The organism is Xenorhabdus doucetiae (genome assembly GCF_000968195.1).
In the GTDB taxonomy this organism is placed as follows: domain Bacteria; phylum Pseudomonadota; class Gammaproteobacteria; order Enterobacterales; family Enterobacteriaceae; genus Xenorhabdus; species Xenorhabdus doucetiae.
The window spans coordinates 1,212,294-1,237,687 of the sequence record NZ_FO704550.1; the positions used below are offsets into that span (position 1 = coordinate 1,212,294).

Here is a 25,394-nt window from a genome sequence, read left to right on the forward strand (position 1 = left end):
GTAAATGACACCACTGATTTTTCCTGATTGGCCACAGCCTGATAGTGTTGGTGCTTGCAGTACCACTCGTTTGGGCGGGGTAAGCCAACCTCCGTATGACAGCTTAAACCTGGGTAATCATGTTGGGGACGTTCCAGAATACGTGGAACGAAATAGAGCGTTGTTGGTTGAATATGCCCAATTACCACAGCAACCTACATGGTTAGAACAAGTACATGGAACGCGTGTTATTACACTTGATGGTCAGTCATTGGTAAATAATCAGGCCGATGCCGTTTACACGAATAAGCCAGGGCAGGTTTGTGCTGTGATGACAGCAGATTGCCTGCCGGTGCTTTTTTGCAGTATTTCTGGTGATGAAGTTGCTGCGGCCCATGCCGGATGGCGCGGATTATGTGCAGGGGTATTGGAGAATACTGTGTCCCGATTTAGTGCAAAACCTGACATGATCCGTGCATGGTTGGGGCCTGCTATTGGCCCTGAGCAATTTGAGGTGGGAAGCGAAGTGAGGGACGCTTTCACCACAATTAATTCTGATCTGGAACAAGCTTTCGTACCTTATGGTGATAAGTTTCTGGCAAATATTTACTTACTGGCTAAATTAAAGTTGCAGTCAATAGGAATAACAGAGATTTTTGGTGGAACCGCATGTACTGTCACGGAGGAAAAAAACTTTTTCTCCTATCGTCGTGATGGCAATACAGGGCGAATGGCAACGTTAATCTGGTTGCGATAACCTACTTCACAGGACGATCTTTGGCGTATGGCGGTCAGTTTCCAATTAACTTTTCAGAAGACCTTGAATATTTAAGGAATGACCTTATCTAGTCTCCAGTAGCAAATTCTGACCAGTATTGGAGGTGTTATGCGTCTGGATCGTCTTACCAATAAATTCCAGCTTGCTCTCGCTGACGCCCAATCCCTCGCATTAGGGCGTGATAATCAATTCATCGAACCTCTTCACTTGATGAGTGCATTAATCAATCAAGAAGGCGGTTCAATACGTCCTTTATTGGCCTCGGCAGGGGTGGATACGGGAAATTTCAATCATCAACTGAATCAGGCTCTAAACCGATTGCCGAAAGTCGAGGGCAATGGGGGCGATGTGCAGGTGTCCAACGAATTGGGTCGTCATTTAAACCTGTGTGACAAACTTGCACAAAAAACGGGTGATAACTTTATCTCTTCTGAACTCTTTGTGTTGGCAGCGATAGAAGAGCGTGGAACATTAAGTGACATGCTGAAAGCTGCGGGGGCAACTAAAGATAAAATCACTAAGGCAATAGAACAAATGCGCGGTGGTGAAAAAGTGAATGATCAAGGCGCAGAAGATCAGCGTCAAGCCTTAAAGAAATATACCATTGATCTGACTGAACGAGCTGAACAAGGCAAATTGGACCCTGTGATTGGGCGCGATGAAGAAATTCGTCGAACGATTCAGGTATTGCAACGCAGAACCAAAAATAATCCAGTTCTCATTGGTGAGCCTGGGGTTGGGAAGACCGCTATCGTTGAAGGTTTGGCACAACGTATTGTTAATGGTGAAGTGCCAGAAGGACTGAAAAACAAACGTGTTCTGTCGCTTGATATGGGAGCATTATTAGCAGGTGCTAAATATCGTGGTGAATTTGAAGAGCGTTTGAAAGGTGTTTTGAACGATCTTGCCAAACAGGAAGGCTCTATCATTCTGTTTATTGATGAATTGCATACCATGGTAGGGGCAGGTAAAGCCGAAGGTGCAATGGATGCCGGTAATATGCTGAAACCCGCTCTGGCGCGGGGCGAATTGCATTGCGTTGGGGCAACAACACTTGACGAGTATCGTCAGTATATAGAAAAAGATGCAGCTTTGGAGCGTCGTTTCCAGAAAGTTTATGTGGCGGAACCGACTGTTGAGGACACAATTGCTATTTTACGTGGACTGAAAGAGCGATATGAATTGCATCATCACGTCCAAATTACCGATCCGGCAATTGTGGCGGCGGCAACATTATCTCATCGCTATATTTCAGATCGTATGTTGCCTGACAAGGCAATTGACCTGATTGATGAAGCAGGGGCAAGCCTGCGTATGCAGATGGACTCTAAACCAGAAGCATTGGATCGCCTTGAGCGCCGCGTTATTCAATTAAAGCTTGAGCAACAGGCACTGAAAAAAGAGTCTGATGATGCCAGTAAAAAACGTTTAGAGATGCTGAACGAAGAATTGGCAGAGAAAGAACGTGAATATTCTGAATTGGAAGAAGAGTGGAAAGCGGAGAAAGCGGAACTTAGCGGTACTCAGAATATTAAAGCGGAATTAGAAAATACCCGTATTGAATTAGAAAAAGCGCGCCGTAGCGGTGACTTAGCTAAAATGTCTGAAATTCAGTACGGAAAAATTCCAGAATTGGAAAAACGTCTGGCAGCGGCAACGACAACAGAAAATCGCCATATGAAGTTGCTGCGTAACAAAGTCACAGATGCTGAAATCGCTGAAATACTTGCGCGTTGGACAGGTATTCCTGTCTCCAGAATGTTGGAAAGTGAAAAAGATAAGTTACTGCGCATGGAGCAAGAATTACATAAACGCGTGATAGGGCAGAATGAAGCCGTTGATGCCGTATCGAATGCCATTCGTCGTAGCAGAGCAGGGTTGTCTGATCCCAATCGCCCAATCGGTTCTTTCATGTTCTTGGGGCCGACTGGGGTGGGTAAAACAGAATTGTGCAAGGCGCTGGCTAATTTCCTGTTCGATAGTGATGAGGCTATGGTGCGCATTGATATGTCGGAGTTTATGGAGAAACACGCAGTTTCAAGGCTGGTGGGGGCTCCTCCGGGATATGTTGGATACGAAGAAGGCGGATATCTGACAGAAGCGGTGCGCCGTCGTCCTTATTCTGTCATTTTGCTGGATGAAGTTGAGAAAGCCCATCCGGATGTTTTCAATATCTTGCTACAGGTATTAGATGATGGCCGTTTGACTGATGGTCAGGGCAGAACCGTTGATTTTCGTAACACGGTTGTGATCATGACCTCTAACTTAGGCTCCGATATGATCCAAGAACGCTTTGGTACACTGGACTATACGGGGATGAAAAATATGGTGATGGAAGTGGTTGGTCATCATTTCAGGCCTGAGTTTATCAACCGAGTAGATGAAGTTGTTGTGTTCCATCCATTAGGAAAAGAACATCTGAAATCGATTACGAATATTCAATTGCAGCGTTTATATCAGCGTCTGGAAGAACGTGGTTATCAGGTGGAGATAACCCCTCCTGCATTGGAAAAACTCAGTGAAACTGGTTTTGATCCTGTATATGGGGCGCGCCCATTGAAACGGGCTATCCAGCAAGAGATTGAAAACCCGCTGGCGCAGCAAATTCTTTCTGGTCAGTTGATCCCAGGTAAATTAGTCACTTTGGCGCTGGAAGATAATCGTATTGTTGCAAAACAATGATATTGATTGCCTGGAAAGTTTTTAAATATAAAAACACATAAGAAACCAGAGCCACGTGAATATAAAAAGAGGTGTTTTTTGCATCTCTTTTTTGTTTTTGTCGATTAGGAAAGCATCAAATTAGGGTGTTTAGGGTGATAAATAAGCGATTGAGTCTTTTTTTTAAAATAACGGTTGCCAGTATCACAAAACTCCCTATAATGCGCTTCCGTTGTCACGACAAACACACAAACCTGTCGGGATGACAAAGTGAAAAGCCTTGGAAAATAAGGCTTGACACAATAAGAGGAAAGCGTAAGATACGCAGCCTCGCAACCCGGCAGAAACGCCCGGTTGCCAACGCTCTTTAACAAATTAATCAGACAATCTGTGTGGGCACTCGCAAGACACTATCCAACGCCGAAAGGCGGAAAATATTAAAGTCTTGAAGAGTGAACAACAGTTAATTCATTACGAACTAACAGTGAAATTCTTTGAGCATCAAACACTTTGAATTGAAGAGTTTGATCATGGCTCAGATTGAACGCTGGCGGCAGGCCTAACACATGCAAGTCGGACGGTAACAGGAAACAGCTTGCTGTTTTGCTGACGAGTGGCGGACGGGTGAGTAATGTCTGGGGATCTGCCCGATGGAGGGGGATAACCACTGGAAACGGTGGCTAATACCGCATAATCTCTGTGGAGCAAGGTGGGGGACCTTCGGGCCTCACGCCATCGGATGAACCCAGATGGGATTAGCTAGTAGGCGGGGTAATGGCCCACCTAGGCGACGATCCCTAGCTGGTCTGAGAGGATGACCAGCCACACTGGGACTGAGACACGGCCCAGACTCCTACGGGAGGCAGCAGTGGGGAATATTGCACAATGGGCGCAAGCCTGATGCAGCCATGCCGCGTGTATGAAGAAGGCCTTCGGGTTGTAAAGTACTTTCAGCGGGGAGGAAGGCGTAAGCTCGAATACAGCTTATGATTGACGTTACCCGCAGAAGAAGCACCGGCTAACTCCGTGCCAGCAGCCGCGGTAATACGGAGGGTGCAAGCGTTAATCGGAATTACTGGGCGTAAAGCGCACGCAGGCGGTCAATTAAGTTGGATGTGAAATCCCCGGGCTTAACCTGGGAACGGCATCCAAGACTGGTTGGCTAGAGTCTCGTAGAGGGGGGTAGAATTCCACGTGTAGCGGTGAAATGCGTAGAGATGTGGAGGAATACCGGTGGCGAAGGCGGCCCCCTGGACGAAGACTGACGCTCAGGTGCGAAAGCGTGGGGAGCAAACAGGATTAGATACCCTGGTAGTCCACGCTGTAAACGATGTCGATTTGGAGGTTGTGCCCTTGAGGCGTGGCTTCCGGAGCTAACGCGTTAAATCGACCGCCTGGGGAGTACGGTCGCAAGATTAAAACTCAAATGAATTGACGGGGGCCCGCACAAGCGGTGGAGCATGTGGTTTAATTCGATGCAACGCGAAGAACCTTACCTACTCTTGACATCCACGGAACCTGGCAGAGATGCCGGGGTGCCTTCGGGAACCGTGAGACAGGTGCTGCATGGCTGTCGTCAGCTCGTGTTGTGAAATGTTGGGTTAAGTCCCGCAACGAGCGCAACCCTTATCCTTTGTTGCCAGCACTTCGGGTGGGAACTCAAGGGAGACTGCCGGTGATAAACCGGAGGAAGGTGGGGATGACGTCAAGTCATCATGGCCCTTACGAGTAGGGCTACACACGTGCTACAATGGCGGATACAAAGAGAAGCGACCCCGCGAGGGCAAGCGGAACTCATAAAGTCTGTCGTAGTCCGGATTGGAGTCTGCAACTCGACTCCATGAAGTCGGAATCGCTAGTAATCGCAGATCAGAATGCTGCGGTGAATACGTTCCCGGGCCTTGTACACACCGCCCGTCACACCATGGGAGTGGGTGGCAAAAGAAGTCGGTAGCTTAACCTTTTTGGAGGGCGCTGACCACTTTGTGATTCATGACTGGGGTGAAGTCGTAACAAGGTAACCGTAGGGGAACCTGCGGTTGGATCACCTCCTTAACCTGAGATGGTGAAATGTGAGTGTTCACACAGATTGTCTGATGAAAGAAGAAATGAGCAGCGTCTGCGAAGAAGACTCGATGTCCCCTTCGTCTAGAGGCCTAGGACACCGCCCTTTCACGGCGGTAACAGGGGTTCGAATCCCCTAGGGGACGCCATCTGCTCAAGGCCCTGGGTGAAAGGCGGCGGCCACCGATATTGTTAAGCGTGACTTGCGAGTCAGTTTAGCAATATTTGCTCTTTAACAATCTGGAACAAGCTGAAAATTTGAAACAATCAGTATGGTCATTAATGGCGATATTGATGAGTCTCTCAACACACTCCGACCTGAAGACACCTTCGGGTTGTGAGGTTAAGCGACTAAGCGTACACGGTGGATGCCTAGGCAGTCAGAGGCGATGAAGGACGTGCTAATCTGCGAAAAGCGCCGGTGAGCTGATATGAAGCGCTATCAGCCGGCGATGTCCGAATGGGGAAACCCGGTGCAATCCGTTGCACCATCATTCACTGAATCCATAGGTGAATGAGGCGAACCGGGGGAACTGAAACATCTCAGTACCCCGAGGAAAAGAAATCAACCGAGATTCCCCCAGTAGCGGCGAGCGAACGGGGAGCAGCCCAGAACCAACAACGGCTTGTGTGTCAGTGGAAGCGTCTGGAAAGGCGCACAGTAAAGGGTGACAGTCCCGTACACGAAGATGCATCAGCCGGGAGTTCGATGAGTAGGGCGGGACACGTGGTATCCTGTCTGAACATGGGGGGGACCATCCTCCAAGGCTAAATACTCCTGACTGACCGATAGTGAACCAGTCCCGTGAGGGAAAGGCGAAAAGAACCCCGGCGAGGGGAGTGAAAGAGAACCTGAAACCGTGTACGTACAAGCAGTGGGAGCACCCTTTGGGGTGTGACTGCGTACCTTTTGTATAATGGGTCAGCGACTTATATTCTGTAGCAAGGTTAACCGCATAGGGGAGCCGCAGGGAAACCGAGTCTTAACTGGGCGCTAAGTTGCAGGGTATAGACCCGAAACCCGGTGATCTAGCCATGGGCAGGTTGAAGGTTGGGTAACACTAACTGGAGGACCGAACCGACTAATGTTGAAAAATTAGCGGATGACTTGTGGCTGGGGGTGAAAGGCCAATCAAACCGGGAGATAGCTGGTTCTCCCCGAAAGCTATTTAGGTAGCGCCTCGTGAACTCATCTTCGGGGGTAGAGCACTGTTTCGGCTAGGGGGCCATCCCGGCTTACCAACCCGATGCAAACTGCGAATACCGAAGAATGTTATCACGGGAGACACACGGCGGGTGCTAACGTCCGTCGTGAAGAGGGAAACAACCCAGACCGCCAGCTAAGGTCCCAAAGTCATGGTTAAGTGGGAAACGAAGTGGGAAGGCTCAGACAGCCAGGATGTTGGCTTAGAAGCAGCCATCATTTAAAGAAAGCGTAATAGCTCACTGGTCGAGTCGGCCTGCGCGGAAGATGTAACGGGGCTAAACCATGCACCGAAGCTGCGGCAGCGACATTTTTATGTTGTTGGGTAGGGGAGCGTTCTGTAAGCCGTTGAAGGTTGGTCGTGAGGCTGGCTGGAGGTATCAGAAGTGCGAATGCTGACATAAGTAACGATAAAGCGGGTGAAAAACCCGCTCGCCGGAAGACCAAGGGTTCCTGTCCAACGTTAATCGGGGCAGGGTGAGTCGACCCCTAAGGCGAGGCTGAAAAGCGTAGTCGATGGGAAACAGGTGAATATTCCTGTACTCGGTGTTACTGCGAAGGGGGGACGGAGAAGGCTATGTCATCCGGGCGACGGTCGTCCCGGTTTAAGCGTGTAGGTGGGCAGTCCTGGTAAATCCGGATTGCTGATAACACTGAGGCGTGACGACGAGGCACTACGGTGCTGAAGTGACAGATGCCCTGCTTCCAGGAAAAGCCTCTAAGCACCAGGTAACATTGAATCGTACCCCAAACCGACACAGGTGGTCAGGTAGAGAATACTCAGGCGCTTGAGAGAACTCGGGTGAAGGAACTAGGCAAAATGGTGCCGTAACTTCGGGAGAAGGCACGCCGGCACTAGGTGAAGTGACTTGCTCACGGAGCCGAAGCCGGCCGCAGATACCAGCTGGCTGCAACTGTTTAATAAAAACACAGCACTGTGCAAACACGAAAGTGGACGTATACGGTGTGACGCCTGCCCGGTGCTGGAAGGTTAATTGATGGGGTTAGCCGCAAGGCGACGCTCTTGATCGAAGCCCCAGTAAACGGCGGCCGTAACTATAACGGTCCTAAGGTAGCGAAATTCCTTGTCGGGTAAGTTCCGACCTGCACGAATGGCGTAATGATGGCCAGGCTGTCTCCACCCGAGACTCAGTGAAATTGAACTCGCTGTGAAGATGCAGTGTACCCGCGGCAAGACGGAAAGACCCCGTGAACCTTTACTATAGCTTGACACTGAACCTTGAGCCTTGATGTGTAGGATAGGTGGGAGGCTGTGAAGTGCGGACGCCAGTCTGCACGGAGCCATCCTTGAAATACCACCCTTGAATGTTTGATGTTCTAACGTGGGCCCGTTATCCGGGCTGCGGACAGTGTCTGGCGGGTAGTTTGACTGGGGCGGTCTCCTCCCAAAGCGTAACGGAGGAGCACGAAGGTTGGCTAAGCATGGTCGGACATCATGCGGTTAGTGCAATGGCATAAGCCAGCTTGACTGCGAGCGTGACGGCGCGAGCAGGTGCGAAAGCAGGTCATAGTGATCCGGTGGTTCTGAATGGAAGGGCCATCGCTCAACGGATAAAAGGTACTCCGGGGATAACAGGCTGATACCGCCCAAGAGTTCATATCGACGGCGGTGTTTGGCACCTCGATGTCGGCTCATCACATCCTGGGGCTGAAGTAGGTCCCAAGGGTACGGCTGTTCGCCGTTTAAAGTGGTACGCGAGCTGGGTTTAGAACGTCGTGAGACAGTTCGGTCCCTATCTGCCGTGGGCGCTGGAAGATTGAAAGGGGCTGCTCCTAGTACGAGAGGACCGGAGTGGACGCACCACTGGTGTTCGGGTTGTCATGCCAATGGCACTGCCCGGTAGCTAAGTGCGGAAGAGATAACCGCTGAAAGCATCTAAGCGGGAAACTTGCCTTGAGATGAGTCTTCCCTTGTCCCTTTGAGGGCACTAAAGGAACGTTCGAGACGAGGACGTGGATAGGCCGGGTGTGTAAGCGTCGCGAGACGTTGAGCTAACCGGTACTAATGACCCGTGCGGCTTAACCTGACAACACCGAAGGTGTTTTGGGGTGATTTTGAGAAAAAGACGAAAAGTTTCAGATGAAAGAATGTCACAGCTTGTTCGGGATTGAAAACAGGATTTGTCTGGCGGCAATAGCGCGGTGGTCCCACCTGACCCCATGCCGAACTCAGCAGTGAAACACCGTTGCGCCGATGGTAGTGTGGGGCCTCCCCATGCGAGAGTAGGGCACTGCCAGATATTATTTTAGTCAGGAAAGCCATCCGTCACCGGGTGGCTTTTTTGCGTTTAGAAATAAGAAAATGTGAAAATTACTTCATAGACTGATATACACTATAGCCTGCTATCGCCCCAGCTATATCATAAGCAATATCATGCCAACTCCAGCCTGTTCCTGATGGGCGGCTATCATAAAGTTCTTTTGCCGCACCAAGACTGACTGATAGTAATACACCAAATTGTGCACTTTCACGATGTCCCCAATGTTGACGATCACCATAAGCATTTCCTGCGGTGGCTGCAATTGCAGAAAACAGGAAATGTTGTGCTTTATCTTTCCCTGTCCAGTTATCATTTGCTTGACGTATATTAGAGCAAGAAGTATTCAACAAAATAGGGAAGATTATTAATATATTTTTTATCGAGGTGATGATGTCTTTTTTCATCGTCATTTACGCCATGATTTATTTTTTAAAATCATAGCGCCTTGATAAATAAGATACAAAAATCCCCTCTGGCAATAGCGAGAGGGGATTCAAAAAAATGATAATTAATTATCTATTTTACAGTATTCTACTGATTAATCGGTCTACCCGAATGCGGCGTAAGCGCCGTATCAGTTTACGTACCTTAACAGGATAGAGCTGGATACTCTCCAATTCCTGATAATTATGGATGATTTTTGTATGAGTACGGATACAATCCAACTCCATTGCCCGTTGCTCTTTCATCTCTTGATGGGGATCGTGAATAAGAATGGCATTTTCCAGATCCAATCCCCATGCGCGAGGATTAAGATTATTACCCGTAATTAATTGCCATTTATTATCTACCCAGACCCCTTTTAAGTGATAAGTATTCTCTTGATCTTTCCACAACCGGATAGTGAGTTGCTGGTTATCGATGAACTTTTGCAGCCGGCTCGTGAATCGACGCAAGTTAATTTCATACAGATAAGGCAACGCACCAATGATCTTAAAGGGTTCTTCTGGTGGGATATAAAAATCGTTAGCGGTTTTGTCACCAATGATGATCTCAACTTGTTTCCCTTGGCGGAGCAGCCGCGATATTGCACGCACCAACACGGCAGGTAAATTAAAATAAGGGGTACAGATAACCAACTTATTTTCGGTACAAGATATCAGATGGCAAATTGTTTTATTCAGCAAATTCTTTTTGCCCAATCCAACAAGAGGGGTTACCGCCAATTCTTCATTTGATGCTTGATTTTCAATGTGATACTCAGCATTTCTCAATGAAGCACGAAATTGACGGATCAAATTTTTAATTTCAAGACTACGAGGGCGATTGTGGCTGGTTAAATTTTTTACGGCTTCAGCGCTAATAATGCTGTCATCAATAAATTGCTTCATGATCGCGGCAAGTTTAGCATTATGCAGCAAATGATAACGGTCGTAGCGATATTTTTCATGGCGGTGCAGATAGACATCGTTAATGCTGGCTCCGCTGTAAATAACCGTATCATCAAAGATAAAGCCTTTTAGATGTAAAACGCCCAGTGCTTCCCGCGTGTTGACGGGAACACCCAAAATAGAAATGTTGACATCAGGGTAGCTTTCAGCCAAAGAACAGTACCAATCTGCATTTGTTGCCACTGCTTCTGCGCCAATACGACCACGTTGAGCACGGTGCCAATCAACCAGGATTTTTATGTCCAGCTCAGGGCGTTTTTGTTTAGCGGTATATAATGCGGTCAGAATATCCCGCCCTGCATCATCATTTTCTAAATACAATGCGGCAATATAAATATGCTGTTGGGCATTTGCTATACGCTCCAATAAGGTGCTGCGAAACATTTTAGTTTGATAAAGTGTCTCAATGTCAGCAACTGATTGCGATAGCTTAGGCAGTTGTGCAAGGTGTTGTTGGTGTTTTGCTTGTTTAAATTTGGACAACATCACAGTGCGTTTTTTCTCTTAGTTTAGATGGAATCAATACCATCATAAGGTGTATGAATCAAAATGATCCGGTGATGATACCATTAGTTTGGCTCATTGTGAGTATGAATTAACTTTCTTAAGCTGATTGCGTTAAGTCTGTGCGATTAATCACGAAGTGAGAATTTTTCCTACTTATCATGAAATGTATGCTGAATTTATTTTTTGCTAGAGCGTCAACATCAGATTAACAATGCCATCCTCTAACTGTATATCAATGTTAAATCCAAGTTTTTTTGCCAGTTGGATCATATTACGGTTTTCAGGCATGGTGATAGCAGTCAGTGTTTGAATACCATGTTCTCTTGCGTAGTGAATCAGCTTTGTCATGAGTTGATAGCCTAACGTAACCCCTTTGAGATCTGAACGGACTAATACCGCAAATTCTGCTTCGATATTATCGGGATCGGCCATGGCACGAGCGACACCAATAATTTCAGGGGTTGTTGATGGATGACGGATCGCCACGAAGGCCATTTCTCGGTCATAGTCAATTTGGGTCATGTTGGCAAGATCGTCATGAGTAAACTCGCTGATCTCACTGAAATAGCGGTAATAGAGATCTTCTTTTGTCACTTGGCCGATAAATTCCTTCAGCAGAGGTTCATCTTCTGGCAGGATTGGCCGTAGCAAACATTCGAGACTATCTTTTATATGGATAGTTTCTTCCAGCTCGTTGGGATAAGGCCGGATAGCCAGTCTTTTGCGAGGATCGCCTGTTACAGGCGTCAACTCCATGGCCACATCCAATAGGGTGAACTCATTGCCTGATGCAAGCAGTGGATGAATATTCATGCGAGTAATTTGGGGACAATCGATCAGAAGATTGGATACTCTGACCAATAACTGGCTGAGAGCCGGAATATCCAGTGGCAAAAATGACCCCCCTGATTTTATTTTGCCGCCCTTAATTGCCTGAATCACCAGATAACGGGCTAATGCCATATTAAGAGGCGGGAGGGCGACAGCCGCCTGTGTTTCATGTACCCAATCAACCCCTCCCTCCCCAAGCATGATTAAGGGGCCAAATATCTCATCTTGCTCAATAGAAATTCTCAGCTCTTGTGTACCCGCCCGGTTAGCCATGCTCTGTACTAACAATCCATGAATTCTGGCTTGCGGGAAGTTCTGTTTGACACGTTCAATGATCGCTTGCGTTGCTGTTTTCAGTTCATCGGCATTACGCAAGTAAAGCATCACGCCCTGAACCTCTGATTTATGGGGGATATCCGGTGAGCGGAGTTTTAAAGCCACGGGGTAGCCAATTTTTTCTGCAATATTGACGGCATCATCACTGGTATGAGCGATCCAAGTGGGTAAGGTATTTAAACCGTAAGCATCAAGAATAGGTTGTACCTCATGGGTATCCAGCCGGAAATTCCCGTTATCAAGGGCCTGCTGGATACATTCATGGGCTCTGGCCGTATTTGATGTAATGCCAATTGGCAAGGAGGGGGTTTCTTTGAGTTGTTTTTGGTTGCGCTGATATTCCACCATATGCATAAATGCGGTAATGGCACCTTCTGGGGTCCGATAAGTCGGAATACCTGCCTCACTAAACAAACGCCGGGCTTCCAGTGAAGAATATTCTCCACACCAATTCGTGAAAATAGTGATCCATTTTCCACGAGGATGCTCTTTAATGGTCTGTATCACCCGAACCGCCGTAGTTTGGCTGTGGGATATGGCACAAGGAGAATGGATTAGCAACAAGGCATCATAATCATGGCTATCCAAAAGTAGCTTGAGTGTCGCAATGTAGCGTTCGGTTGAGGAGTCATCACCGATATCCAAGGGATTACGTAAAAGAAGCGTGTCGGGAAGTAGGCCAGACAACCTGTTTATCGTTTCCTCTCCTAATATCGCGAGTTTTCCTGTCCTCCTGAATAGCTCATCCAGCGCCATGGCTGCCGGAGCGGAACCATTACTGACGATTAACAAACGTTCCCCGCGCAATGGCCGCATAAAACTCAATGTTTCCACTGCGGAAAACATTTCATGTGTATCCTGTACACGCAGTAACCCGGCACGTTGAATGGCGGCATCATAAGCCACATCGAAATTTTGTTGTTCTCCCAATAACTGTTGTGCTTTTCGGGTACGGCTGCTTTTCACGACCAGAATGGGTTTATTGCGTGAAGCGCTGCGGGAGGCGGAAAGAAAACGTCGGGCATCGCTGATATGTTCGAGATGCAACAAAATAGCACTGGTCTTACTGTCTCTTGCCAGAAAGTCGAGCAAGTCATCGATATCAATATCAACACTGTCACCCAAGGCAATAAAATACGAAAAACCAATATTGCGATGATTAGCCCAGTCCAGAATGGTATTTGATATTGCTGCCGATTGTGAAATAAACGCCAGTTTCCCCTTAAGGATAGGAATGGGCGAAAAACTGGCATTCAGTCCGCTCCAGGGGGCTAAAATGCCAAGGCTATTTGGCCCCAGAATCCGAATATGATGCTTTTGGCTGCACTGCTTCAATTCCGTGAATTGTGAGGGTGGAGACGATAAAATAATGACGGTCTTACATCCGTGTTGAGCCAGTTGCTCCAGTAAAGGCAAATTGCGACTGTGATGGGTACAGATCACCGCCAAGTCTGGCGTCAGGGGTAATTTATCGATAGAAGGATAAGCTAATACACCCAGAACGGCATATTTGTTTGGTGTTACGGGAAGAATCGGTCCCGTAAACCCACCCATTAACAAGTTCCGCATCAACACTGAACTGGCTTTTTCCGGCTTTTCAGAAGCCCCAATAACGGCGATCGATTTAGGGCGCAATAATGCTTCAAGTCCACGCTGACTCATTTCTGGGGGTTCCTTATCAGTTATTACATCAATAAACAATCACTGTTGCTTAAACCATTAGCATGAATAACTTTAGCCACCATCAGTGACTTTAGCGCAGATTGTCAACCATTATTGTGATTTATTCCTACAGATGATTCGATTTTCCGGCCAGATATTGTTCACGAAAGTGATTGAAATGGCCCAACAATGACTGCGATGCGCCAACATCCCCTGCCAATTCCAGTGCCGCCGCCGCGACTTCAGCGGTACAATGTTGCTCCATTCTGGAAGGTATCCGAAGTAAATAGTCCATTTTGGCAATACTATTAATGGACAATAGGGGAATATCATCCAAATATGGGCTTTTGCGAAACATTTTTCTTGCTTCAGGCCAAGTACCATCCAATATAATGAACAGCGGTGGTTTCTGGTTCGCAGGGAGCTTCTGGTACACCATGCGGGGAGGCGTAGCATAACTGTCTGGGAAGATCAGATAGGGTTGTCGGGTTGGATCGCGTAATGCTTCAAGCATGTGTGGATCAGGCTCGGTTCTGGACCAGAGAAAAGCAAGTGTATCGGGCAGGATATCTGCAATCAACTTTCCGGTATTGCTGGGCTTCATCGGCTCAGTATCAAACATGATGAGACAGAAGCGGCTTGCCGCATTTGCAGGTGAGATCATTTCACACAGACATTTTTTTTGGGGTAATAAACAATGCAGGCAACGCTGCACCCGACACCCTCTTGCCTGAAAAGGGCGGGTAGAGCGGGCAAGGCGGTGTTGGCGAAGCTGATAAACGGCGTTGTTATTTCTCATTTAAGAACTCAAACATGTTCGTGAATAAAGCCAGTAAAAAATTAGCGGATATTTTAATGGATTGTCGTTGCCAGAGGTAGCTTCGGGCGCGCACATCGGGTAATCTTCGCGCCATAACGCAGTTGGAGAAATAAATGAACGATTCCTATAGTGGTAAGAGCGGCAAAGTCAAAGTCATGTATGTCCGCAATAATGAGGACAATAACGATAGCCGTAAGGACGGAGATCGTCGTAGAAACAGTGGCGGCCGTAAAAATGATAACCGTCCGTTTGGCAAAGGGCGTGAGCAGGGTGACCGCCGTCGTGGCAATGAGCGCCCGCCTCGCTCAGATGATCGTTCTCCGTGGAGAACAATCTCCCGTCCAGAGGGAGAATCGCTTAAACCAGATCACAATGGGATTAGTGGCAAAAGTCACATTGATCCTGAACAGCTTCGCCGTCAGCGTCTGGAGGAAACCCGTATCTATGGGGAAAACGCGTGTCAGGCAATGTTTCAGAGCCGTCCTGATGCGATTGTTCGGGCTTGGTTTGTGCAATCAGTCACCCCGCGTTTTCGCGATGCCCTGAAATGGATGGCGGCAAATCGCAAGGCTTACCATGTGGTGGATGACGAAGAGCTGGCGAAAGCATCAGGCACAGAGCACCACGGCGGCGTATGTTTCCTGATTAAGAAACGCAATGGCTTGGATGCGGAAACCTATTTGCAGCAGGCACCGGCAAAAGATTGTGTGCTGGCATTGGAAAACGTGGGTAACCCACATAACCTTGGGGCCATTATGCGTAGTTGTGCGCATTTTGGTGTACAAGGTGTGATTTTGCAGGATACCGCGCTGCTGGAATCAGGCGCGGCTGTTCGTACCGCAGAAGGCGGTGCTGAACACATCAAAGGCATTGATGCCGATGGGTTTACAGCTACGCTGAATAAATTCCGCGATGAAGGCTACACCATTGTGACGACATCCAGTCATAAAGGCAGCACAGCACTGGCACAAGCCACATTACCAGAAAAAATGGTCTTGGTATTGGGTCAGGAAAGCGACGGATTAAGTGACAGCACTTGGGAAGATGGTGACATTCGTCTTTCTATTGGTGGAACGGGGCGCGTGGAAAGCCTAAATGTTTCCGTTGCAACCGGTATTATGTTAGCGGAATGGTGGCGTCAGAATAAGGTTTAACTTATCTCTGGAATAGATTTCAAGTTGCCATTTGTCAAAGAATAGTGACTTGAAAATAGAAGAGATAGTTCAATTTTCGTTATTAATAAAGCCCTGACTATTTAGTCAGGGCTTTATTTTGTTTTTTTTAATTTATTGAGTTTGTTTTTAAATAACAATTCAAAATTGTCGATTACTTCTTTACTCCTCGCGGCGCGAGGAGTAAAGAGTCTTCATAATTTGAATGTATCACTATGATGAAAATCCATTTAATACCGTAATGAAAAGTGTTTCACCAAATTAAATAAAAACATTTGTTATTATTTAAAATGAAATTATTAAATTTGATGCTGGATTAATACAATAAGATTTAAAATAACACACATAAAAATCATGCCATTTATGGTTTTATCCATATTATTAATCTGTGTTATTAAATAAGTTAGCTAATTACTCTAAAAAATTTACTTTTTTATGGTTGTTAATGGTAATGGTTTTAATTATCATTTAACTAAACAAAGAAGAAATACCCTAATTTTCGTGAGCCAAAATTAATACCCCACTAATTGGATAGTGATATCCAGAAATTTATAGAGAAATGTATCACCCCGTTAGCCGTGTTCTTGTATGGAAACAGGGGTATGCAGAATATGGATGAAAGGGCTTTATTAAATGCGTTCGTTGAATACTTGTTGGGGGTATCAAACCTCCCATTTAACTAAGGAAAACTGGCTGCATGCCAATCGACATCTTGTAGCAAAAATATTGCGCGAACTTTGTCACGAAAAACTGATTACTCCAGTCCATGATGGTGAAGGGCAAGACTATTCTGTTGAAATAGATAATTTCCAATACCGTTTTCAAGCACAAGCCTACCAGCTTGATCACTTGGATATTGATGCTGCATCAATATCCAAAGTTAGTCATGGTCAACTTCAACCTTTAGATGCCATCGAGTTGATTATTGAGTTGCACCCATTGCTGGATATTTCTGAGAAGTTACTGCCAATTTATCTCGATGAAATTTCCAGTACCCTCTATGGTCATGCTTTTAAATATCAAAAAAACCGACTGACTGCACAGGATTTAACACAAGCAGATTATCAAACAGTAGAAACATCAATGAACGAGGGGCATCCGGTCTTTATTGCTAATAATGGCCGCATTGGTTTTGATGCTGATGACTATTTGGATTACGCGCCAGAAAGCGCCCATCCAGTCACATTAATTTGGATTGCAGTACATCGAAAGAAAACCGTTTTCTCTGCACTGTCTTCACTTTCTTACTCACAGTTAGTAGCAGAAGAATTAGATAAATATCTGCCCGCCCAATTTGAACGGCAAATGCAGTCATTAGGATTAAAGCTGTCTGATTATTATCTGATGCCTCTACACCCTTGGCAATGGAAGCACCGTATTGCCATTAGCTTTGCTGCGGATATTGCCAAACAAGAAATTGTTTACCTTGGTGAAGGTCATGATCGTTATTTAGCCCAACAGTCTATTCGCACATTTTTCAATATTAGCCAGCCTAAGAAAAATTATGTGAAAACCGCATTGTCCGTTCTCAATATGGGATTTATGCGTGGATTAGATCCACACAGTATGGTAACGACGCCTCAAGTCAATGAGTGGCTTGGCAACTTGGTTGAAGCTGATACCTTCTTCCAGGAAAAGGGATTCACCATATTGAGGGAACGGGCAGCAATGGGTTATTTCAACCACTACTTTGAATCCGCCATCAAGAAGGATAACCCGCATAAAAAAATGCTGTCTGCACTATGGCGTGAAAGTCCCATGACGATTCTGAAAGAGAATCAACGCCTAATGACCATGGCATCACTGTTACATATTGACCGAGAAGGCGGTTCGGTTGTTGCTGCTTTAGTCCAGGATTCAAGTCTATCCGTAGAAGATTGGGTATCACGCTATCTGGATGCTTACCTTTCTCCACTGTTGCGTTCCTTCTTCACCTACGATTTGGTCTTTATGCCACATGGTGAAAACTTGATGCTGGTACTGGAAAACAATGTACCGGTAAAAATGCTGATGAAAGATATTGGCGAAGAAATTGCCATTTTGAATGGCGATCTTGAATTGCCCGAAGAGATTGATTTCCTGCATGTCACTATCAAGGATGAGATGAAGATTAACTATATCTTCCTCGATATCTTTGACTGTTTCTTCCGCTATTTGATTCCGTTGTTGCAAAAACATCTCGCCTTGCCAGAAGCACGTTTCTGGGAATTGGTTGCCCACTGTGTTCACCGCTATCAATCACAACATCTGCATCAGATAGAAAAATTCCGCAAATTTGATCTGTTTAAGCACGATTTTGTACGTACTTGTCTGAATCGCCTGCAAATGGCGAATAACCAACAGATGATCGATCTGGATGATCGCGAGAAAAATCTAAAATTTGCTGGAACTTTAGTGAATCCGCTTCACGCTTTGCGAGAAAAATACTCTGTCGTATTTGAGGCAGATGGATGATGGAAATATCAAGGTAAACATAACAACAAATCATTTTGGTAACGGGATAAATAGAGTGACAAATTTAATTTTGCAACAGAATCATTTGACCAAAAGAACCATGCTTTCTTTGATAATCCCGCTGATTTTGGCGGGAAATAGTGTGGCTATGGCAGAAGAAACACAAGGAAAGAACGATAAAATTATCGTAACGGCAGCACCCATATCGTCAGGGCATGAAGGTATTACGGAAGACACCGGCATGTATAACACCTCTTCTATGGTAACGTCGACAGGTTTGAATTTATCTGCGCGTGAAACACCACAGAGCGTCAGCGTCATGACCAAGCAACGTATGCTGGATGAAAACCTGAATAGCGTGAAAAGTGCTATCGACAGCATCACAGGTATGACTGTCCATCAAGCTGACAGCGATCGTTTCACTTTCTCTTCAAGAGGAATGACGGTCAAAAATATGCTGCGTGATGGTGTCCCGACTTTTTACGACATCCGTTTTAACTATGGTGATAACCTGCTGGATACGGCCATCATTGATCGTCTTGAGGTGGTGCGTGGTGCTGCGGGTTTAATGGTAGGGCCAGGTACGCCTTCTGCGGCAGTGAACGTGATCCGCAAACGTCCTACCCGTGATTTTCGGGGTGAAGCTACGTTAGGTGGTGGTTCTTGGGATAAGTGGCGAACTAGCCTTGATTTATCGGGTCCATTAAATGAAAACGGGACAATCAGGGGACGTTTTGTCACCGCCTATGAGCGTTCCAATTCATTTATTGACCGTGACAAGCATGAAAAATATCCTTTCTACGGCATCCTGGAAGCCGATCTGACAGAGAATACCTTGTTATCTATTGGGACTGATTACCAAATCAACCATACTCGTGGTGGGATGTCTGGTGGTTTGCCGATTTATTTTAACGATGGCAGCAAAACGGATTACAAACGCAGTAATAGCTATGCACCTGATTGGACCTTCTCTAAGGTACGGTCGTTCTCTGCTTTTACCAGCTTGCAGCACAAATTTGATAATGGCTGGAGCGTGAAAGGCACCTTTACTTATGACAGCAACGTGCTTGATCAGAAAGTATTATGGGCAACGGGATATCCTGATCCGGTCACTAATGTGGGTATGTATCCGGGTAATATAACCTTGATTGATGGGTCTCGTCGCCAGCGTAATGTTGATTTACAACTCAATGGTGATTATGGGTTATTGGGGCGTAACCACCACGCCAGCTTTGGTTTGAATTACCAAAAGCAGAATTTCCAGAATGATTATTACTGGGCGCCATGTATGAAATCACGTCGTTGCCCGGATTTTCCAATAGGTGACTTTACCCGGTCTTCCTGGGGTTATCCAGAACCCACATGGAGTAAAACGAGAAATACTGGATCTCATGGCTATATCGAACAAACCGCCGGTTATGCCGTCACTCAGCTCTCTCTGGCAGAACCTGTGACATTGATCCTCGGCGGACGTCTCACCTCTTGGAAAACCCGTGGTGATAGTTTTGGTACACCGCAAAATGCAGACTATAAACATGAATTTGTGCCATACGGTGGATTGGTTTACAACATCACGCCAGATTTCTCTGTTTATGGCAGCTATACCAAAATTTTTGACCCGGAAAGTCGAATTAATCGCAATAACCAACTGCTTAAACCGGTTTCAGGCGAAAATTATGAGTTGGGTCTGAAAGGTGTCGCTTTTGATAACGGCCTTGATTATTCATTGGCCGTTTTTGAGATCCGCCAAAATAACTACACGGCGGAAGATAATTCAGGAAAACCATTAGCGCCCGGAATTCCTAAAAATGCCAGAGTCTATTATGCCACCAATGGCGTAAAAACCCGTGGTTTTGAAGCGGAAGTTAGCGGGCAACTTACCGATGACTGGCGTATTTATGCGGGTTACACCCAATTCCGTGCCACTATGCCAGGGGGTAAACGTACTAATACGGAGGACCCAAATCGCTTATTCAAATTATTCACGACTTATACCTTGCCGGGCATGATGAATGATTTAACGTTGGGTGGCGGTATTAACTGGCAGGATAAAACACGCCGGGAGCTGAGCAGTCCGAAAGGAAATCGTCAGGATGGCCAAAGCAGTTTTGCTACCGTTAACTTGATGGGACGTTATCAATTCACACCGGATCTCTCCCTGACGGTGAATCTGAATAACCTGTTTGACAAGAAATACTATACCTCGTATGGGAGTTACACCCAGTACTACTATGGTGCTCCACGTAATGTCGAAGCAACCTTGAGTTACAAGTTCTAATGAGATCACGGACGGCGACAATGTATTTTTATCTATTTGGGCAACAAGTTAGACAACAAGCAATGGCTTTGACGCGTTGCAAAATGCGGGTCGCCGTACCGTTGATATTACTGGTGAGTTTGCTGGCAGGTTGTGATAACGCGACAACGCCAGACAAATTACCGACGAATACCATGGGTTATCCGAAAACCGTTACCACTGCGCTGGGCACGGCGGTGATTAACCAACCGCCACAACGGATTGTGGCATTGGGAACGGGGTCGGAAGATATCCTATTGGATTTGGGCATTGTTCCCATTGGTATTGAGTCCCATCGCTGGGGTGGAGATTTTGACGGCTATTTGCCGTGGTTCAGGGAAGAAATTGAACGTCGTGGTGCAACATTGCCCGCCATTATTGAAATGTATCCTGAATTGGATATTGAAAAGATCATCAATTTGCAGCCGGATCTCATTCTGGCAACACAATCGGGTATTACGCAGGAAAATTACGATCACTTATCCCATTTTGTCCCCGTCATTGCCTATCCAGAAAAACCGTGGCAAACAACACCCCGGCAGCAGATTGCGCTGGCAGCGCAAGTGTTGGATAAAACAGAACAAGGTAAGAAACTGATTGCTGAACTGGATAGTATGCTGACTCAGACAGGAAACGCTATTCCGAATATTGCACGTTATCATTTTGCCTATATTAAAGCGGGAACGACCAGTAATACCTTATCGATCTACGTTAAAAATGACCCCCGTGTTGATACGTTGGTGCACCTTGGTTTATCCCTGCTTTCATTGGTCGATTCTTTGACTGCCCCTTTCGGCAATTTTGCCGCCAATATCGGTTTGGAGAACGCCGACTTACTGAATGGAGCAGATATTCTGGTCACTTGGTATAACAGTGAAAAAGAGCGTCAAGAGACGGAAGCCCAACCCCTATTTCGTTCCATTCGTGCGGTTAAGCAGGGGGGATATATTCCGTTGACCGATCAATCAATTGTTATGTCTATGTCCTATGGTTCCCCGCTGAGTTTACGCTGGGGATTGCCGAAATTTATGCCGCTGTTAAAACAGGAATTATTGAAGCAGGAGATAGCCAAACATGATGAACCCTAAACGGCGAACCGCCCTTATTTTGGGGTTAGTATTCATGGTCGTGTTGACCTGTTTTTGCATGGCTGCCAGCTTAAGTCTGGGTTCCAAATCATTGCCTCTGTCGGCCGTTTGGCACCATTACTGGTGGGGAGAGAGTGGCAGTTATTACGATTTAGTGATCAATACGCGTGAACCGCGCACCCTGATTGGGTTAATGGCGGGTGCAGCGTTGGCATTAGCGGGGGCAGTCACACAAGGATTATTGCGTAATCCACTGGGCGATCCTGGGTTGTTGGGCGTCAATGCGGGCGCTGCGGCAACAGTGGTATGTTTCTCTTTTATTCCGGTTCTAGATGGCATACCTCGATTCTGGACAGCATTTATCGGTGCAGGCCTGTCCACGCTTTTATTTTACTTGCTTAGTGGGGGATCACGTCATACCAACCCCGTCCGATTGGTTTTAACTGGCGCCGCCATTAATACTTGCCTGTTTGCACTGGTACAAGGCGTCATCTTGCTGTCTCCACAGGTAATGGACAGCTATCGTTTTTGGTCGATTGGTTCATTAAGCTCCATGTCATTAAATGAAGCCAGTTTGTTGATCCCGTATTTGTTATTGGCCGTGATATTGGCGCTTTCCTTGGGAGCTTCCCTGAATGTGATGGTTTTTGGCGAAGGGATCGCGGGTTCATTGGGGGCTAATGTTGCCAGAACCCGAATCGTGTCTTTGCTCAGTGCCACCATGCTAGCGGCGGCAGCGACGGCAATGGCGGGGCCAATTGCTTTTGTTGGTCTGGCGGCCCCTCATTTAATGCGGGCGCTGGTGGGTAATGATTTTCGCTGGTTGCTGCCTTATTGCCTGCTGGCTGGCTCTTGTTTGTTGTTGATATCCGATATCGTTGCCCGATTACTGATAGCGCCGGAAGAAATCATGGTTGGTATTATTACGGCGAGTATTGGGGCGCCTCTCCTTTATCTAGTGGCGAAAAGTCGCTCCCAAAAGATGATGGCGGAGTAAATGATGACATTGATTCATTCGCCAAAAACGAAAACATTCAAGATGGGAAATGCTGTTTTTATCGCACCTGAGTGGCAGGTCAGCAGAATCGTTTTTTCCATGTTGTTGCTGATTGTGGGGCTTTTTTATCTCTCTTTAGCGATGGGCAGGGAAGGGATGGATAATCCTTTTTTACTGACCGAAACCCCTTATCAAGCGTTTATCTTAACAGAGATCCGCTTACCGAGAGCCTTAGTCGCAATCGGAGCCGGAATAACATTGGCACTTTCCGGCTCCCTGTTTCAGCTTACGACCCGTAATGCACTCGGTAGTCCAGATATTATCGGTGTGAATGGTGGAGCGGCAGTCGGTATTGTCATGGCAATGGTGGTTTGGCCTGATGTATTGCCTGTTCCAGTGGGGGCATTATCAGGCGCTATGATTGCCGTATTGTTGATCTATCTCGGTAGTGGTGCCGGCATTGGCAATATGCAGGCTAACAAGATTATTATTTCGGGAATTGCGATTGCTGCACTGTGCACGGCGGTTGTCGAGTTTGCCTCTTCGAATATTCGCCTTGAGCAAGCTCAACAACTGAAAGCATTATTGAGAGGCAGCCTTGCCAGTCAAAACTGGCAAAATGTGGCACTGATCAGCGGCATGGTGTTGTTTATTCCCGTTTTATTTTGGCTGGGCAGGCAATTGAACTATACCCATTTGGGCCATGATATCGCCAATACCCTTGGTGTACCTGTGCGCTTTATCCAGATAGCCAGCATATTACTCGCAGTGACTTTTGCCACCATGTCGGTATTGGTTGTCGGGCCAGTAGCATTTATCGCTTTATCTGCCCCGCAAATTGCCCGACGACTGGTACGGAATAAAGGCTCTGCACTATTTTGCACGGCACTGGTAGGCGCTTTGTTGATGCTGGTTTCTGATTTAATGACCCTGTTATTACCAACGACAGCGCGTTTGCCCGTCGGTGTGATTACGGCGGTGGTGGGTGGTGTTTATTTGATGTATTTACTGTATGCCGAATTAAGGAGAACGCGATAATGTCATCGGATGCTTATTCCCCAGAAGTGACTTCACGGTTAAAAGCCCATGATCTTTCACTGGCATATGGTAAAAAAACCATTATTGATGGCGTTAACCTCGCCATTCATGACGGTGAATTCAGTGTCATCATTGGCCCGAATGGATGTGGGAAATCAACACTATTGCGGGCGATCAGTCGCAGTATGCCGCCTCAACGTGGTGAAGTTTTGCTGGATGGAACCAATATCCACCGTTATAAACTTAAATCCGTTGCGCGAGAGTTATCATTGCTGACGCAAGGTACCGCCATCACTGAGGCACTGACTATTTATGATCTCGTTTCTCGCGGGCGCTATCCTTATCAATCTTTCCTGCGCCAGTGGTCGGCAGAAGATGAGAAAGTGGTTAATGATGCGCTGAAAGCAGTGGATTTATGGGATATGTCGCAAAGTTTAGTGAGTGAGCTGTCAGGAGGCCAGCGTCAGCGTGCCTGGTTTGCGATGACGTTGGCACAACAGACGCCGATTATTTTGTTAGATGAACCAACCACTTATTTGGATATTTCTCACCAGATTGAACTGCTTGACCTTTGTCAGCGTTTGCATCAACAAGGCAAAACGCTGGTATTGGTTTTACATGACATTAATCTGGCTCTGCGCTATGCCTCGCGCCTAATTATGATGAAAGAAGGTCAGGTTTATGCTGAAGGTGTTCCAGAGGAAATTGTCACAGTACAGAATATTGCCGCTGTATTTGGTTTGGCATGCCGGATTATTCGTGATCCTGAATCTAATAAGCCATTGATTATCCCTAAATATAAAATCAATGAATGATGGGATATAGACTCAGCGTACTTGAAGATGCAACTTGAAGTTTATTAGGTATAGGTTAAGGTTGATAATAGGTGATAGGAGAGTATGGAATGATAAACGAAAATAATCAGAACTCTATTGAAGTGGCATCTGAAATAACAATTGAAGATATCACTAACCTATTTGGTGGTGCATTTGATCATTTTAATTCATCAATAAAAATAAACTCAGAAAATATTCCGTCAGAAAGTATGGGGTTTTACCAATGGTCGAATGATGAAAATTTCCCATTATTGATAAAAAGCTACCAAGATTCATATTATAGTCATAATGAGTTAAAGCCAAATCAGAAAGGACTTTATTCTTTATGGGCTCAGTGGTATTTTGGATTAATTGTTCCGCCAATGATGCTCATGTTATTGGAATACCCGCAGCCTGTTGATACAGATTATAGTCTCTTTCAAATTGAGTTTCATGAAACAGGCCGGCCAAATGTTGTTTATTACCAATTAACATGGTTGAATGAATCTGCTTCTTTATTGGAACGTTATCATTCTATGTTAGATCGGCACATTATACCTGTGTGTGAGAAGATTGAATCTTATCGAGGAATAAATGGACGTTTATTGTGGAATAACATTGGTTATGTTATGCATTGGTACTTAAATAATTTTAAAGAAAGAATGGATAAAGAACAATATGATAGATTAATCCAGGATCTTTTCTTTGAACAAACTTTGCCTGATGGCAGGGACAACCCGCTTTATCGAACTGTGATTATGAAAAACAATGTAATACAACGCCGCTGTTGTTGCCAAAGAAATAAACTACCCGGAGTGGGAAATTGTCACGACTGTCCTCTTGAATCGACGGCATAAATAGTAAAAACTATCTATATCTATTTATTACGAAAATAAAAAATCATCATGGATTGATGATATATCTTTGCCCTCATTAGCTAATGAAGGCACTTAATGTTTTAAAAATAATGTCGAGCAATTATCTAAGATATTTAATGTTCTTAGGTTCACAGCCAGAAA

Annotated in this window: 14 protein-coding genes, 1 tRNA gene and 3 rRNA genes; 14 read left to right on the forward strand and 4 right to left on the reverse strand. The window is 46.0% G+C overall.

The window, feature by feature from the left end:
* Positions 1 to 4 precede the first annotated feature (4 nt).
* From yfiH to rrf, 6 genes are all read left to right on the forward strand, one after another.
* Positions 5 to 736, forward strand: coding sequence for a purine nucleoside phosphorylase YfiH (yfiH, locus tag XDD1_RS05690; RefSeq protein ID WP_045969471.1), 732 nt, complete (start codon positions 5 to 7; stop codon positions 734 to 736).
* A 129-nt stretch (positions 737 to 865) separates the two neighbouring features.
* Positions 866 to 3,439 (forward strand): ATP-dependent chaperone ClpB, encoded by a 2,574-nt coding sequence (gene clpB / locus XDD1_RS05695; RefSeq protein ID WP_045969473.1) that lies wholly within the window; start codon positions 866 to 868, stop codon positions 3,437 to 3,439.
* 491 nt (positions 3,440 to 3,930) lie between these two features.
* Positions 3,931 to 5,473, forward strand: a 16S ribosomal RNA gene (locus XDD1_RS05700).
* Positions 5,474 to 5,555: 82 nt separating this feature from the next.
* Positions 5,556 to 5,631 (forward strand) — tRNA-Glu (locus XDD1_RS05705).
* A gap of 192 nt (positions 5,632 to 5,823) precedes the next feature.
* Positions 5,824 to 8,734: ribosomal RNA gene (locus XDD1_RS05710) — 23S ribosomal RNA — on the forward strand.
* 97 nt (positions 8,735 to 8,831) lie between these two features.
* Positions 8,832 to 8,947 (forward strand): 5S ribosomal RNA (rrf, locus tag XDD1_RS05715).
* The 16S, 23S and 5S rRNA genes sit together here with 1 tRNA gene alongside, the layout of an rRNA operon.
* A 71-nt stretch (positions 8,948 to 9,018) precedes the next feature.
* Here the strand turns inward: rrf and XDD1_RS05720 are convergent.
* The 4 genes from XDD1_RS05720 to XDD1_RS05735 form a co-directional block, all read right to left on the reverse strand.
* Entirely contained in the window at positions 9,019 to 9,372 is a 354-nt protein-coding gene (locus XDD1_RS05720) for a YfiM family lipoprotein (RefSeq protein ID WP_045969475.1), read from the reverse strand.
* Between the two features lie 117 nt (positions 9,373 to 9,489).
* Positions 9,490 to 10,848 carry a CDP-diacylglycerol--serine O-phosphatidyltransferase gene (gene pssA, locus XDD1_RS05725; protein WP_045969477.1) on the reverse strand — a complete coding sequence of 453 codons (1,359 nt, stop codon included), beginning with the start codon at positions 10,846 to 10,848 and terminating at the stop codon, positions 9,490 to 9,492.
* Positions 10,849 to 11,052: 204 nt separating this feature from the next.
* Positions 11,053 to 13,695, reverse strand: a complete 2,643-nt coding sequence (locus tag XDD1_RS05730) for a bifunctional acetate--CoA ligase family protein/GNAT family N-acetyltransferase (protein ID WP_045969479.1) — start codon at positions 13,693 to 13,695, stop codon at positions 11,053 to 11,055.
* Between the two features lie 127 nt (positions 13,696 to 13,822).
* A complete protein-coding gene (locus XDD1_RS05735) occupies positions 13,823 to 14,494 on the reverse strand; it encodes a tRNA-uridine aminocarboxypropyltransferase (RefSeq protein ID WP_045969482.1) in 672 nt (223 codons plus the stop codon).
* A 134-nt stretch (positions 14,495 to 14,628) separates the two neighbouring features.
* Here XDD1_RS05735 and XDD1_RS05740 point away from each other — a divergent pair, with 134 nt between their 5' ends.
* The 8 genes from XDD1_RS05740 to fhuF all read left to right on the forward strand — a co-directional run bounded on the left by XDD1_RS05740 (position 14,629) and on the right by fhuF (position 25,232).
* Positions 14,629 to 15,669 carry a tRNA/rRNA methyltransferase gene (locus tag XDD1_RS05740; RefSeq protein WP_045969484.1) on the forward strand — a complete coding sequence of 347 codons (1,041 nt, stop codon included), beginning with the start codon at positions 14,629 to 14,631 and terminating at the stop codon, positions 15,667 to 15,669.
* Between the two features lie 651 nt (positions 15,670 to 16,320).
* A complete protein-coding gene (locus XDD1_RS05745; protein WP_045969486.1) occupies positions 16,321 to 18,141 on the forward strand; it encodes an IucA/IucC family protein in 1,821 nt (606 codons plus the stop codon).
* Between the two features lie 100 nt (positions 18,142 to 18,241).
* Positions 18,242 to 20,419, forward strand: a complete 2,178-nt coding sequence (locus XDD1_RS05750) for a TonB-dependent siderophore receptor (protein ID WP_197541004.1) — start codon at positions 18,242 to 18,244, stop codon at positions 20,417 to 20,419.
* 20 nt (positions 20,420 to 20,439) lie between these two features.
* A complete protein-coding gene (locus XDD1_RS05755; RefSeq protein ID WP_231854464.1) occupies positions 20,440 to 21,525 on the forward strand; it encodes an iron-siderophore ABC transporter substrate-binding protein in 1,086 nt (361 codons plus the stop codon).
* The gene (locus XDD1_RS05760) at positions 21,512 to 22,522 is read left to right on the forward strand and encodes a FecCD family ABC transporter permease (RefSeq protein ID WP_045969489.1); all 1,011 of its coding nucleotides are present in this window, start codon (positions 21,512 to 21,514) and stop codon (positions 22,520 to 22,522) included. The genes XDD1_RS05755 and XDD1_RS05760 overlap by 14 nt, the downstream gene beginning before the upstream one ends.
* Before the next feature lie 42 nt (positions 22,523 to 22,564).
* Positions 22,565 to 23,560: a FecCD family ABC transporter permease gene (locus XDD1_RS05765; RefSeq protein WP_231854465.1), complete on the forward strand. Its 996-nt coding sequence runs from the start codon at positions 22,565 to 22,567 to the stop codon at positions 23,558 to 23,560.
* The gene (locus tag XDD1_RS05770) at positions 23,560 to 24,375 is read left to right on the forward strand and encodes an ABC transporter ATP-binding protein (protein WP_045969491.1); all 816 of its coding nucleotides are present in this window, start codon (positions 23,560 to 23,562) and stop codon (positions 24,373 to 24,375) included. Before XDD1_RS05765 ends, XDD1_RS05770 begins: the two co-directional genes overlap by 1 nt.
* An 89-nt stretch (positions 24,376 to 24,464) precedes the next feature.
* On the forward strand, positions 24,465 to 25,232 hold the full coding sequence (gene fhuF, locus XDD1_RS05775; protein WP_045969493.1) for a siderophore-iron reductase FhuF: 768 nt from the start codon (positions 24,465 to 24,467) through the stop codon (positions 25,230 to 25,232).
* Positions 25,233 to 25,394 lie beyond the last annotated feature (162 nt).